Below are 13,041 nucleotides of genomic sequence, written 5' to 3' on the forward strand. Positions count from 1 at the left end.
GATCCCTCGGCATCGCGGTGCGGCTTCCAGGATGCTCCGAGGCGACCAGGGCCGCCCCGCACGCCGTGGGCTCCGCCCCTGGTCAGGGTTCCTGGGAGTGGGGCCCCGTGCCGCTCGGGGGCCTGCTGGTGGCCAGCCAGGACCGGGCCGGTTCGGCGGCGTGGGCGGTGTCGACGGTGAGGTGGAGGCGGGTGCCCCCGCCGGGGGCGGGGTAGCTGCGCTGCTCGTCACCGGCGAAGCAGTGACGGAGGACATCGGCAACCATCCGGGCGGCGTCCGGGGTGGCGGCGACGATGCGGACTTCGGCGTACCCCGGCGGCGGCAGGGCTTCGGCTTCCGGCTCGTTGCGGTCCAAGGCGGCACCGTCCTTTCCCATCGGAGGTCCACCCGCGCACGCCCGGAGCGGGCATGCCTCGGTACGTCCACGATACGTCCGAAGCCGTCGGCGCCGACCGGTCCCCGGCGGAGAGCGGCGCGTCCGCGCGGCCTCCCGGAGTACGGTGAAAGAACGGGGCCGTCGCCCCGCCCGCCGGCCCGGCGTCCGCCGTGGCACCGGTTCGGGCGGCAGCGGCACCACCCGTGGACGGGCGGACCGACCATGACCGACACAGGCATTCCCCACACGCCGTCACGCCTCCTGCCGGACGAGGTCCACCGAGCCGTCGGACCGGGCACCGCGCTGCTCCGGCTGGAGACGACAGGGTCCCGACAGAGCCTCCTCGACGGCGCGTGGTGGCCGCGCTCTCGCGACGTCGAGCGGGAGATCCCCCCGCTGATCACCGCCCTGACCGAATACCTCGGACCCATCACCCGAGTCGGCCTGGACGCCTCCGCCTGGAACGACATCCCCACTCGCCTGACCGTCGACGACCGGGTCGTGCACCTCGACTTCTTCCCCGTCGGCGACGACACCGTCCTGATCACCCGCGGCGACAACGACCACTTCTCCCTCATGGTCGTCCCGCCCGCCACCACGCCCGAGGCCGCTCGCACGGCCATGGCCCGCGCCGTCCACGCCGACAACGTCACCCAGGCCGCGGAGATCCTCCTCGCCGAACTCCCCCACGCCGCAGCCCCGTCGGTCGGCACCGCTTTGGACAACGACGAAGCCCCAGGCCGCTGACGCGTCTGCTGTTGGCCGCCGTTTACCGCCTCTACTGGCACGTTGTGGCACGGGTCCCCGTCAGCCGCGCCATTCGAAGAGGACGAGTGTGGCGTCGTCCGAGGTGGTTTCGCCGCGCGCCCGTTTGAGGGTGTGGGACAGTTCCCGGGCCACGGTGCGGATCCCGTGGTCGGCCTCTTCCAGTCGGTTCACCCAGTCGATCAGCTGCTCCTCGCCGAACTGCTCCTGCCCGTTCGCGTGTTCCTCAATGAGGCCGTCGGTGAAGCAGAGGACGCGGTCGCCCGGCTCCAGTGTCACCGCGCTGACCTGGGGCTGGTCCCCGCCGAAGCCGACGGGGAGGGTTGTGGGGCTCTCCAGGCGGCCGACGACGCGGTGTGCGCGGACCAGCATCGGTGCGGGGTGTCCCGCGTTGACCCACTGGAGGCGGCCGGTGTCCGTGTCCAGGCGCATCATCTGGGCGGTCACGAAGTGGTCCGGGTCGAACTGCTCGGCGACGGCCCGGTCCATGAAGAGGTAGATCTCCGACAGCTCGATGCTGATCCGGCGGGCGTGGCGGTACGCGCCGATGGCCACCGTGGCCATGGTGGCCGCGTCCAGGCCGTGCCCCATGGCGTCGATCATGGCGAGGTGCAGGACGTCGCCGTTCAGGGCGTAGTCGAAGCTGTCCCCGGCCACGTCGTAGGCGGGCTCCAGGACTCCGGCCACCGCGACGTGCGGCATCACCATCGAGAGCGGGGGCAGGAGCGACCACTGGATCTCCGCGGCCACGCTCATCGGTTCGCTGCGCCGGGTCCGGAAGAAGAGGTCGGTGTAGCCGTTCTTGGTCTGCATCATGCCGGCCGTGAGGCCCGCGACCCTGCGCAGTATGCGGCGTTCGTCGGGGCCGGAGCTGTCGAGGGTGACGGAGAGGACCCCCACCTGGTCGCCGCCGTCCAGCAGCGGCAGGTGGACCCGTACGCCGTCGGGCGCCGGGACTTCCACGGGGCGCGATTCCAGGAAGCAGCGGCCGGCGTCGGACCGGTCGATGGGCTGTGGACCCCCGGCGCCCGCTCCCGTGCCGGGCAGGGGGACCAGGCTCTGCTGCCCGTAGTCCTGGAGCAGGATCTGCGGATTGCGGCCGCCCAGCCGGGCCACCGCTTCCGCGACGAGCGGGGCGACCAGGTGCGGCGGCAGTTCGTGCGCCCGGTCCAGGAGCATCCCGAGAAGTCCCTCCCCGAAGCTCTCGGAGCGGTCCGGGGCCGCGCGGCCTCCGACGGCCATCCTGGTGCCTCCAACCGGGCCGGGCGCGGGGTCCGGCCCGCACGGGCGCTACGGGCTCCAGGATCCCCGCAGGCTGCCGGGCACGCCACACGAACGGATTCCGCAGGTGAGGGTGACCATCGCGGGGGTGTTGCCCGGTTCCCAGCCGACGGTGGTTTTCGTCTGCGGGCTCCAGGGCCCGTCGGGGCGCTCAGGTCTCGTCGGGGTGGGCGCCGGTGCCGACGGAGCTGCGGCCGGCGGCCAGCCAGGAGCGGGCGGGGCCGGCGGGTGCGGCCGTGTCCACGGTGAGGTGGAGTCGGGTGTCGCCGTCGAGGCCGGGGGAGCTGCGCTGTTCCGTTGCGGCGAAGCGGCTGCGGAGGGATTCCGCGACCGCCCGGGCGGCTTCGGGGGTGTGCGCGATGATCCGTACCTCGGCGTGTCCGAGCGACGGCAGTGTCTGGGTCTCGATGTACTTCACGTGGGCGTGTCCCTTTTCGGAGTGGGCGGGAAGCCGACGGGTGGGGCGCCGTGGCGCCCCACCCGCTGCCCCGGGTCGGAGGAAAGGTCTGCTGCTCACCGGCGGGCGTGCGTGCGGTGGGCCCGACGGCCGGTGTCGTCCGGCAGGCCGGGAGGGCGCGGCAGGGGGTCGCTGAAGCGGTAGGCCTCGATCCGGGCGTCGTGCTGGGCGTTCAGCAGATGGATCCAGCGCATTCCGACGGCGATCGCAACGATGATCACTGCGGTAGGACGATGGTCTCCACGGAGCTCACCTCCAGCCGTCTCCGGGCAGCGGCAGGGTGCTTCGGTCCTTCAGGTGCCCGAAGGGGGACATGCAGGCTCCGCCTTCGCCGTCCCAGGTGGCTTCCTGGCGCCTGGTGTCGTGGATACCGCGCCCGATGACGGCCTCGTTGGCCATGAGCACGCCTGCCGTCAGGGCGCTGCCCGGGATCGCGGCGGCGGCCATCAGGCGGGCGGCGGCTGCGGGCTCGGTCTCGGGCGGGATGACCAGGAGGTCCCAGCGCCCGACGGTGTAGGAGAGCAGGATGATCTTGTCGGCGTGCTGCTCGGTGAACCAGCCCACGTGGAGGGTGTGCCCGGCGACGGGCACACGGTGCGGGATGACGGGCCAGGAGGTGGGGTTCACGGTGACCCGGGTGATGCGCCCCCAGGCTTCGTCGAGTGCGGCCGCGAGCGGCGGGAGTTCGGCGGTCAGGTCACGGGAGTAGGGCCACCAGGCCCCGTCCAGCTGGCCTGCGAGGGTGGTCTTCGGGGTGAGCGAGAGACGTGCCGGGAAGTCTGTGGCGAGGTCGCGGGGTGCGGTCCGGTCGTTGGTGGTGGTCATGGTGCGGACCTGCCCCCGGGCCACCCGTCGGTGGCCCGGTTTTTCGTTTTCGCCGGAAACGACACCCGCGTGGGAGCCGGTGTGCGAAGTGCTCCCGGTACTTCCACCGTACGCCTGTCCGACGGACTCTGACCCGTCGCTACCAGGCATTTTTCCGTATCTGGGCGGATGCGCCAGCCGCGCGGCGTCCCTGCGCCGGGGGTACCGTGAAAGGGACACGGCATTGCTGTGCTTACCGGCAGGTGCCCGGTGCCCTCCGGCACTGGTTCTGTCGGCCCGACTCCCGTAGACGGGCGGACCACGATGGCTGACGCCGACGCCGACGCCGCCACCCCGCACACGCCCCCACTGGTCCTGCCGGATGCGATCCATTCGGCGGTCCGGCCGGGTACGGCCCTGTTGCGGCTGGAGACCACCGGATCCCGGGAAGGAGTCCTGGACGGTGCGTGGTGGCCACGCTCCCGGGATGTCGAAAGTGAGCTTCCCGCGCTGATCGGCGCGCTGAGCGAGCACCTCGGCCCCATCACCCGGGTGGGTCTGGACGCCTCCGCCTGGAACGGCCTGCCGACCCGCCTGGTCGTCGACGGCCGCGTCATCCACCTCGACTCCGACCCCGTCGGCGACGACACCGTCCTCGTCACCCGCGGCGACAGGGACCACTTCGCCCTCCTGGTGGTACCGCCCGACACCACGCCCGACGCGGCGCGGACCGCGATGGCCCGCGCGGTACGTGCCGACAACACCACCTCGGGCGCCGAGATCCTCGTGGCTCCCGTGAACGCTCCCGAATCCGAGCGGGGGGAGCGGGCATGATTCGGCGGGCGGACATCCGTGAGTGGCGCACCCGGGCCGTGGTGGACCCACAGGGCCACCGGGTCGGCGAACCGGAGTCCGGCTACGTCGGCACGGGCGCCTTCCCTACCAGCCAGGAGCGAACGGCGAGCGGTAGTCGGCCCGCCGCTGAGCATCCCGTCCGCCAGAGGAGGCGGTCCCTTGCCACCGCAGGCCGTCTCGTGTCACCGCATCGCTGAGCGGGCTGTACCCGTCCGACCTCGCCGACCTCCTGGGCGTCTGCCGGAAGCGCCTGCCCAACCACCTGGCCTGCCTGCGGGACTGTGGCCTCGTTGTCGCAGTCCTCGACGGGCGCCGGACCCGCTACGAGCTGGCGGACGTGCGCCTCGGGCGGGCGCTGGACGACCTGCTTTCCGTCGTGCTTGCGGTTGAGGGAGACAGGAACTGCCCCGATGCCGAGGCGAAGGGCTGCTGCTGATGGTTTCCCTGACGGTCGGGCCATCGCCGGCGCGCCGTGACGCGCTCGCCAAGCGAATACGTCTGCTGGTCGCCGCGACGATCACCTGCAACGTCATCGAGGCGGTGGTCGCGATCACCGCCGGGACGCTCGCCTCCTCCACCGCCCTGATCGGCTTCGGCCTCGACTCCGTCATCGAGGTCTCCTCCGCCACCGCGGTCGCCTGGCAGTTCTCCGCTCGCGACCACGCGGCGCGCGAGGCGCGGGAGAAGGTCACGCTGCGGATCATCGCCGTGTCCTTCTTCGCGCTCGCCGCGTACGTCTCCGTTGATGCGGTCCGTGCGCTGGCCGGCTCCGGCGAGGCCGACCGTTCGATCCCCGGCATCGTCATCGCCGCGCTGTCGCTCGTCGTGATGCCGTTCCTCTCGGCAGCCCAGCGTCGCGCCGGTCGGGAACTCGGCTCGGCCAGCCCGGGCGCGGACTCCGAGCAGACCTGCTGTGCACGTGCCTCTCCGCGGTCCTCCTGGCCGGCCTGGTCCTCAACGCCACCCTCGGCTGGTCCTGGGCCGACCCGGTCGCCGCGCTGGTCATCGCCGCCATCGCGATCAAGGAGCGGCGCGACGCGTGGCAGGGCAAGGGCTGCTGTGCCCCTGCTCCCACCCTCGCCGTGCCGAGCGGTGAGGCGGATGGGTGCGGTTGTCGGTTGGGATGCGCCTGCTGCAACTGACCTTGACCAAGGGTGGCGTCGCGAACCGCCTGTTTGGTGAAGCGAATTCGCAGCGACGCCGCCGCTGGGTGGCGCAGGTCACATGGAATGCGTGTCGGCGAGACGGCGGTCGACCTGAGTCGTGCGAGTGGTGCGCCAAAGGGCCTCCGAGCAGGGGATTCCTGCGAGTTGGGGCACGCGAAGGGCACGGCCAGGGCTGAGAGGTCTAGCCGACGCAAAAGCCCCAGGTCGCTGACCTGGGGCTTTGCAGTGGAGCGGATGACGGGAATCGAACCCGCGCTATAAGCTTGGGAATCACCCGGTACTTGGGTAGGCGCACAGTCTCTGACCTGCGGATACGACCGCTGACGATGCCGTTATGGCTGCTTCGGTGCGACCCTTGTTGACCGCTGTTTACCGCCCCTACTGGCACGTTGTGGCACGGCTTCCGCGCCGGCTGGATGCGCGAGGGTGTTGTCGCAGGTCACTGCCAGAACACCTCCTCGACGATGATCTGCGGGTCGGCGGTGCGGCGGGTGAACGTGCAGTGGATCCAGCCCCGGCCGTGATCGAAGTAGCAGACGTACAGTCCGTTCGGCACCGTCGACCGAAGCGGGGCGATACGGCAGCCGGGTGGGAGATCCGGGATGTTGTCGGTACCGCGGAAACAGGGGTCCTCGACGGTGACCAGTTCGGCTCGGATGCCGTCGATCAGGTCGCGTACCGGCTTGGGTAGGGAGTCGCGGGCGGTCCGGGCCGTATCGACCCAGTCCATCTGCCAGGGCGGCCCCATGAAGTCGCTCACTGGCCGGGCTCCGCCTTCCCCGCCTCGCGCCGAAGGTGCGCGGCCTGCGTGAGCAACTGTGTGGCCTCGGCGTTCGTCGACGCGTCGGCTGCCCGGCTTTCCAGGTCGTGGATGTGCCGGTCGAGTGAGGGATCGCGGGCGATGGCAAACTCGGCCCACCACTGGGCGAGGAACGCCGGTACCGGGGCGATGTCGTGCGCGTCGCCGATGGCCCACTTCCAGTGGGCGTCGAAGTCGGCGAGGAGCTGCGGTGTGTGCTCGGCGATCGCGGTGCGCAACGCCTTCGTGTTCCGCTCGGGCATGGGCGGGATGCCGGACGGCCTGGGGGCGGTCGTCATGCCGCCACCTCCTCGGTCTCGCTGCCCTGGGCGGCCTGCTTGGCCTTGTAGGCGGCGGCGAGGGTGGACGCGTACTGGGGTGTCCACTCCATGTGCCGGGCGACGGCCGGCGCTCCGCCGCGGCCGAGGTCTACGGCGATACGCCCCGCGGTCTCACGGAAGTGCGCGACGGCATCGTCGGCGGCCTTCTTCGCCCGATCCAGTTCGAGCTTCTGCGCGTCGGTCAGGGCGGCCTGCGGAGCTCGGGCGCGGGGCTTGTCGGTCATGGGAGCAGTGTGGACCCCACGCCGATAAATCGCAAAGGCTACTTGTCATTAAGAGCCTCGTCCGAAAGGAAAGACCTTGCGTCGAGGGCGACACCAAGTCCAGCGGCTGGTGTGTGGGTGAGTGGGCGACCTGCCGGCCATCCTCTCCGTCGAGGTCGAGCGGCACCTTGAGTGGCTCGCGGAGTAGGGGGGCCGGTGGTACGCGAAGGCGCTGTGGGCAGGATATTCCTGCGAGTTGGGGCGCGCGGAGGGCACGGAGACCCCTGAGAGGTCTAGACAACGATGAAGGCCCAGGTCGCTGACCTGGGCCTTCGTCTCTGAGCGGATGACGGGAATCGAACCCGCGCTATAAGCTTGGGAATCACCCGGCACTTGGGCGTGCACATGGCTGCTGACCTGCGACGACGCGCGACTACGGCCTCTTCTGGCTGCTTCGCTACAGCCCCTTGATGACCGCTGTTTACCGCCCTTACTGGCACGTTGTGGCACGCGCTTCTCGTCGGACGGGCCGTGGGGAAGGGGACCCGATCACGTACGAGCGGCGCACCGGTCCCGCCGATAGCCGCAGTTCGGCCGTGGAAAGGTCAGGCCGCTACCTTGGCCCGTTCGCAGCTTCGGTTCTCCTGTCGCATGACACGCTGGCGTGGGGACGGCTTGCCCACTGCCGGGTTGGTTGCCCTCCAGGCCACGCCTTTGCAGATCAGTTCCTTGTCGAGGGCGGTGAGGGGCCCGGCAGGGCCCTGCCGACTGCTTGGTCGTTGGCGGCCTACCAGGCCTTGGGGACGCCCGAGGCGCAGAGGCTTACAGTCCGGGCCCCTCGCCATCGTCGCATCGTCCCCGGCGTACGCGTCCGGGTGGGAGGCCGAGGGCATTGTGGCGTGGAACACGATCTGGCCGCGGTCGGTGAGCTCCAGGCGGATGGCCTGGGCGATCGGGCGGACGACGAAGCCGGTGGTCGAGGTGGTGACCTCAGTTGGGATGGTTTGGTCGCCGGCAGTCTTCACCCTCCGCCACAGGCCCGAACCCATGCGGACAGAATGACACCCGTCGGCTTATGTCCAGTCCTCGTCCGCCAAAGGCGCCTCGTTCAGTTCGTCACGTCGGGCCCGCCAGTCGGGCAGGAACTGGTCCATCAGGGCGACAAAGCGCTCACCGTGTCCGCGCTCCAGCAGGTGGGTCAACTCGTGCACGACGACGTACTCCAGGCACCTGGGGTTCTTCTTGGCGAGCTCGGGGTTAAGCCAAATGGTGCGCGCATTGGTGATGCACGTGCCCCATTTCGTCTTCATGCGACGTACGACGAAACTCTCGGTCTCAACACCGATTACCGGCTCCCATTTCGCGAGCAGGTCGGGTACTGCCGCCTTGAGCTGACGGCGGTACCAACGATCCAAGGCTGCTCTGCGGGCGTCAGGATCGGATCCTTCTGGCGTGACTACCCAGAGCGTGTTGCCTTTAGGGCCTACGTCGTAGTTGCCGCTCGTGCGCGAGACATCCAAGCGGTACCGACGCCCCCAAACGTAGTGGGTCTCTCCGGAGAGCATTTCGCGCTTGGTCTGCCGAGCCGCGTTCTGGAGTTGCTCCCGTTGACGTTTGATCCAAGGGAGGCGCTGCACGACTGCGAGTCGGATGGTGCCCTCGTCTGTGTGCTCGGGCGCGGCCACTCGCACGCGGCCGACCGGTGGGTAGACCGAGATGTGCAGGTTCTTGATGTTCTTGTAGACGACGTCGACGCCAAGGTCCGCGATTGTCAGGTGGGCGCTAGCGGTACTCATCATGCTCCTTGAGCTGGGCGATGAGCTGCATCATCTTCTGGCCGTCAATGATATCGGGGAGCACCCGATAAAGCGCGCGAGCCAACGCGCGTTCCTTGATAGGGTTGTCGGCCCAGCCGTGTTCCTTTGCGTTCTGGATGACGCCGTGGACGTTCTCAAGATTGATCTCGATTTCGGATGGCCATGCGAAATCGACGAGCGCACGACGAGCGGCCGTGCTCGCCCAGTCCGGATACGTGATGCCAGACTCCGACTCGCCCTTCCCCACCTTCCCCGCATGCTCAAGGAGCTTGGTGAGGTAGTCGGCATACTCGATCGCCTCTTCGCGTCGCTGCTCTATGATGGCGTCGAGGAGATGCGACATGCGATCGTAATACTTCGGGTTCATGGCCCGCTCGTCGACGATCGTCTTGCGCACGTTGTTGATGATCGTCTCAGCGACCGCCTCGGGGTTGTTCTTGATGCCCCCAGGCAGCGCATCGATGGCATCAGCTCCACGATCGACAATCAGCTGGACAAGACCCTTGTCGAACGTGGCAACCTGCTCCACCGGGTCCGCCTGGATGTAGGTGTCCAGGAGCGATCGCATGCCCGCTTCGAACTGCTTGATGTCGATGTTCTCGCCGGCACCGACCTCAACCTCGTTCTTCACAGCGACATAGTGGGCGACGTCGTCCTTGACTTCCTGGGCTTCAGCGGTGCTGTAGCCGGCGCGTGGCATGTCATTGGCGAGCGTCCCGTAGGCCCGGACAAGGGCTGCCACGGACTTGTAGAGCTCGACGCGCTTGGGCTCGTTGTTCTTGATCTGGTCGGCGTCGCCGGGAACGGTCGAAACGAAGTAGTGCTGGTACTCGAGCGTGCCCTTGGGTGGGGCAACGGGCTCACAGAGCGCTCTGATCTTCTCCAAGGCCTCGTCGAGGTCCGCACGTTCCTGCTGGATGCGGTCTTCGAGCAGGCCCTCGATGTCTTCCTTGGCGTACCCGTCAAGAGCTTCGGAGGTGTAGTCGGTAATGGCCCTGTCAAGGGAATTGAAGAGGTCGCGGTAGTCGATGACGTAGCCGTAAGTCTTGTCGTCACCATCGAGCCGGTTGACGCGGCAGATGGCCTGGAACAGGCCGTGATCGCGCATCCTCTTGTCGATGTAGAGATATGAGGCGCTGGGCGCGTCGAAGCCGGTCAGTAGCTTGTCGACCACGATGAGCAACCGCATCTGGCCGGGCTCCTCAATGAAGCGCCGCTTGACGTCCTTCTCGAACTCCTCGACCCGCAGCACTGCCTTGTCGGCCGGCTCGTTGAAGTAGTCGGCCAGCATCTGCCGATAGATGCCGTACTTGCGGAGCTCCTCGTTGTCGCCCTCGCCGGCGTCTTCTTTGGAGATCGCCGTGGCGCTGGGGACGTAGCTGGAGACGATGGCGACCTTGCCCGTGAAGCCTGCCTGGACGAAGAGCTCGTAGAACTTGCACGCTTGGTACACGCTGTCGCCGACCAGCATGGCGTTGCCGCGACCGGAGATCAGGCGCGGCTCCCGCTCGAAGTCCATCAGGATGTCCTGGACGATCATCTCGGCACGGGACTTGGCCGAGACGACCTTCTGCATCGTGCCCCACTTCTTCTTGAGGCGCGCCTTGGATAGATCTGTGAGGCCCTTGGTCTTGAGGTCGAACCACTTGTCGACGTGGGTGGCTCCCTTGAGCTCCTGGTCGACGTTGCGGGCCTCGTAGCGCAGGTCCAGCACGACGCCGTCGCGGACAGCCTCGTCGAACTTGTAGGTGTGGATGAACGAGCCGAAGGTCTCGATGCTTGTCATCTTGTCGGCCTTGAGCAGCGGCGTACCCGTGAAGCCAATGAACATCGCCTCCGGCAGGAGCTGCTTCATGGCATGGTGCATCTTGCCGCTCTGCGTTCGGTGCGCCTCGTCGACGAAGACGAAGAGGTTGCCCTTGGCCCTGAAGTCGGCCGGGATCGTCGCGCTCAATTCCTTGATGAAGTCGTCAGCATCGGAGTCGCGCGATGAGTCGTCGTCCGAACCGCGAAACTTATGAACCAGCGAGCACATGAGCCATGGATGGCTCTGATTGAGGAGCGTGATCATCTCGGCGCCGGAGCGCGAGCGAATGATCTTCTCGTTGACGCCGCCGAACACCTTCTCGATCTGCTCGTCGAGCTCGGTGCGGTCGGTGATGATGAGTACGCGGGGGTCGGTCTGGTTCTCCTGGATCCACTTCGCAAGCCAGACCATGGTCAGGCTCTTGCCCGAGCCCTGGGTGTGCCAGATGATGCCGCCCTCGCGGGAGCGTATGCGCTCCTGCGCTGCCTTGACGCCGAAGAACTGGTTGTGACGAGCAGCCTTCTTGACACCGGAGTCGAAGACGATGAAATCGTGAACGAGCTCCAGGAAGCGTTCCTTGGAGCACATCTGCATCAGTGAGCGGTCGAGCGGGTTCGGCTCCTCCCCTGCCTCTTTCCACTCCAGCCAGTACTTCTCCGGCGTCTCGATGACGCCATAGCGCAGGCCCTCCACGTCGTTGCCAGCGAACAGCATTTGGACCGTTGTGAAGAATGGCCGCACGAAGTGTTGCTTCTGGTTACCGATGTTCTGGCGGATGCCCTCGCTGGCGCTGACGTATGAGCGCTTGAGCTCGATGATGCCGAGGGCGATGCCGTTGACGTAGAGCACGATGTCGGGGCGCTTAGTGTGCTGGCCTCTGATCGTGACCTCTTCCGCCACGAGGAAGTGGTTCGCGTCCGGGGCGGTCCAGTCGATGAGCCAGACGGTCTCGAAGTTCTCGCCGACATCACGCTTCACCTTCACGCCGTAGCGCAACAGGTCGTAGACCTTGCGGTTGACGTCGTACAGGGACTGTCCCCCGCCGAGTGAGACCGCGGTCAGGAGCTGCTGAACGGCGCGTCCAACAGTCTCCTCGCCGTAGATCGGCTGCCCGTTGCTGTCGCGGCGTGCCAATAGGTTCTCTCGAAGCAGCGCCTCGTCGACGTTGGTGTTGTCCTGGTCCTCCAGGTTCCCGCCATATTCGTACTTCAGACGATCCTGGAAGAGCGCAACAATGCGGTTCTGGGTCGCTCGTTCCTTCTGTCCAACAATACTCATGAGGCGGCCTCTAGTGAAATTCGCGTGCGACCGGTAAGAAGTTCTTGCATCATGCCGACCTTGATGCTTCGAGCGGACTCGAGGCGGCGCTCGAGTGCCGTGATTTCCGTGTCGGCATCACGAAGTACCGTCGAAATTGCACGCTGCTCGGCGAGCGGAGGAAGTGTGACCGGGATGCCGCTCAGAATCTTCGTGTTCAGTGACGGCATCGTTTGGCCTACCGCAACTGAGCGAACTCGTTCCCGGAACGTTTCGCTTCGCAGCTGGTAACTCATGAACAGGGAGTCGGCTGCGCTAGCGTCGAAGCGCACCCTCAGAAGTCGTCCTGAGAAAAGCCACCCGGCTTCTCGTTTCCCAATTCGAGCATTGCGGTCAATTGAGCCCACTCGACTGAAAACCACGTCCCCTTCCCTGAGAGTGTACGAGCGAAGTCGCCATCGGTCGTCGGCTGAGACCATTGGCGCTCCTTCGGCGCTGACTCCGAACTCCCCGAGGTGTTCAACTGTAATGATTGGCGTTCCAGAGGATACGTAGTCCTCCTCGTGAAGGGCACTTCCGAACGGACCGGTCTTGACCGCGGCAACATCACCCACCGTGCTCTCCGACCACCGATCAGTGAAGCCCGGTAGGCGGGTGGTGCCCATGAGGAGTTCCTGCATCAAGCCCTGCTTGATGTCTCGCTTCTTGGCGATCAGGCGCTCGAGCGACCCGGTGAGGTTGTCCGCGTCGCGGATCGCCCGGCAAATTCCTTGTTGGACGTCCCGAGACGGCAGCCAAAGTGGAAGCGCCATCAAACGATCAGTAGCAAGTACCCCGGTGCCGCTACCGGCTGAACTGACCAACTTCAGGATCTGGCTTTCCCGAGACCGCAGCGAGTGCACGAGGAACTCGGGTTCAAGACCAGTGGCAGGAACCAACGCCTTAACGTCCTGATTAAAAGCGAGTGGTCTTGTCGCTAGCCCTACGCGAACCTCGCGGTGGAGCGCCATGCCGCGCACGAGCAAAAGCGTCGCCCCCTCGGGTGCGACCCTGCTCCCTGCCGCAACTCCGGCGGACGTGAGGAACTGATCTGAGGTACTGAGCCGCGTCGCC

13 protein-coding genes and 2 pseudogenes are annotated in these 13,041 nt (G+C 67.2%); 4 read left to right on the forward strand and 11 right to left on the reverse strand.

Going from position 1 to position 13,041, the window contains the following annotated elements; genetic code table 11:
- Positions 1-82: 82 nt before the first annotated feature.
- Positions 83-355 (reverse strand): hypothetical protein, encoded by a 273-nt coding sequence (locus tag ACZ7JZ_RS11045; protein ID WP_470936111.1) that lies wholly within the window; start codon positions 353-355, stop codon positions 83-85.
- A gap of 243 nt (positions 356-598) precedes the next feature.
- On the opposite strand from ACZ7JZ_RS11045, the gene ACZ7JZ_RS11050 reads away from it, so the two are divergent.
- On the forward strand, positions 599-1,123 hold the full coding sequence (locus ACZ7JZ_RS11050) for a DUF5994 family protein (protein ID WP_470936114.1): 525 nt from the start codon (positions 599-601) through the stop codon (positions 1,121-1,123).
- A gap of 60 nt (positions 1,124-1,183) precedes the next feature.
- Here the strand turns inward: ACZ7JZ_RS11050 and ACZ7JZ_RS11055 are convergent, their stop codons facing one another.
- The 4 genes from ACZ7JZ_RS11055 to ACZ7JZ_RS11070 all read right to left on the reverse strand — a co-directional run bounded on the left by ACZ7JZ_RS11055 (position 1,184) and on the right by ACZ7JZ_RS11070 (position 3,704).
- Entirely contained in the window at positions 1,184-2,383 is a 1,200-nt protein-coding gene (locus tag ACZ7JZ_RS11055) for a PP2C family protein-serine/threonine phosphatase (protein WP_470936117.1), read from the reverse strand.
- A gap of 190 nt (positions 2,384-2,573) precedes the next feature.
- On the reverse strand, positions 2,574-2,840 hold the full coding sequence (locus ACZ7JZ_RS11060; protein ID WP_470936120.1) for a hypothetical protein: 267 nt from the start codon (positions 2,838-2,840) through the stop codon (positions 2,574-2,576).
- A gap of 95 nt (positions 2,841-2,935) precedes the next feature.
- Positions 2,936-3,100: a hypothetical protein gene (locus ACZ7JZ_RS11065; RefSeq protein ID WP_470936123.1), complete on the reverse strand. Its 165-nt coding sequence runs from the start codon at positions 3,098-3,100 to the stop codon at positions 2,936-2,938.
- A gap of 28 nt (positions 3,101-3,128) precedes the next feature.
- On the reverse strand, positions 3,129-3,704 hold the full coding sequence (locus ACZ7JZ_RS11070; RefSeq protein WP_470936126.1) for a DUF5994 family protein: 576 nt from the start codon (positions 3,702-3,704) through the stop codon (positions 3,129-3,131).
- Positions 3,705-4,007: 303 nt separating this feature from the next.
- Here ACZ7JZ_RS11070 and ACZ7JZ_RS11075 point away from each other — a divergent pair, with 303 nt between their 5' ends.
- From ACZ7JZ_RS11075 to ACZ7JZ_RS11085, 3 genes and pseudogenes are all read left to right on the forward strand, one after another.
- Positions 4,008-4,517, forward strand: coding sequence for a DUF5994 family protein (locus ACZ7JZ_RS11075; protein WP_470936129.1), 510 nt, complete (start codon positions 4,008-4,010; stop codon positions 4,515-4,517).
- Positions 4,518-4,743: 226 nt separating this feature from the next.
- Positions 4,744-4,974, forward strand: a pseudogene (locus tag ACZ7JZ_RS11080) (helix-turn-helix domain-containing protein); the annotation flags it as partial.
- Positions 4,974-5,680: pseudogene (locus ACZ7JZ_RS11085) on the forward strand (cation efflux transmembrane domain-containing protein). The pseudogenes ACZ7JZ_RS11080 and ACZ7JZ_RS11085, both read left to right, overlap by 1 nt.
- A 463-nt stretch (positions 5,681-6,143) precedes the next feature.
- On the opposite strand, the gene ACZ7JZ_RS11090 reads toward ACZ7JZ_RS11085, so the two are convergent.
- From ACZ7JZ_RS11090 to ACZ7JZ_RS11115, 6 genes are all read right to left on the reverse strand, one after another.
- On the reverse strand, positions 6,144-6,464 hold the full coding sequence (locus tag ACZ7JZ_RS11090) for a hypothetical protein (RefSeq protein ID WP_470936132.1): 321 nt from the start codon (positions 6,462-6,464) through the stop codon (positions 6,144-6,146).
- Positions 6,461-6,802: a hypothetical protein gene (locus tag ACZ7JZ_RS11095; RefSeq protein WP_037920733.1), complete on the reverse strand. Its 342-nt coding sequence runs from the start codon at positions 6,800-6,802 to the stop codon at positions 6,461-6,463. The genes ACZ7JZ_RS11090 and ACZ7JZ_RS11095 overlap by 4 nt, the downstream gene beginning before the upstream one ends.
- A complete protein-coding gene (locus ACZ7JZ_RS11100; protein ID WP_037920736.1) occupies positions 6,799-7,068 on the reverse strand; it encodes a hypothetical protein in 270 nt (89 codons plus the stop codon). Before ACZ7JZ_RS11100 ends, ACZ7JZ_RS11095 begins: the two co-directional genes overlap by 4 nt.
- 1,052 nt (positions 7,069-8,120) lie before the next feature.
- Positions 8,121-8,846 carry a M48 family metallopeptidase gene (locus ACZ7JZ_RS11105; protein WP_470936137.1) on the reverse strand — a complete coding sequence of 242 codons (726 nt, stop codon included), beginning with the start codon at positions 8,844-8,846 and terminating at the stop codon, positions 8,121-8,123.
- A complete protein-coding gene (locus tag ACZ7JZ_RS11110) occupies positions 8,830-11,949 on the reverse strand; it encodes a type I restriction endonuclease subunit R (RefSeq protein ID WP_470936140.1) in 3,120 nt (1,039 codons plus the stop codon). Before ACZ7JZ_RS11110 ends, ACZ7JZ_RS11105 begins: the two co-directional genes overlap by 17 nt.
- Complete coding sequence (locus ACZ7JZ_RS11115) at positions 11,946-12,938, reverse strand: restriction endonuclease subunit S (RefSeq protein WP_470936406.1); 993 nt, start codon at positions 12,936-12,938, stop codon at positions 11,946-11,948. Before ACZ7JZ_RS11115 ends, ACZ7JZ_RS11110 begins: the two co-directional genes overlap by 4 nt.
- Between the last annotated feature and the right edge of the window lie 103 nt (positions 12,939-13,041).

Source organism: Streptomyces sp. NPDC038213 (genome assembly GCF_055600495.1).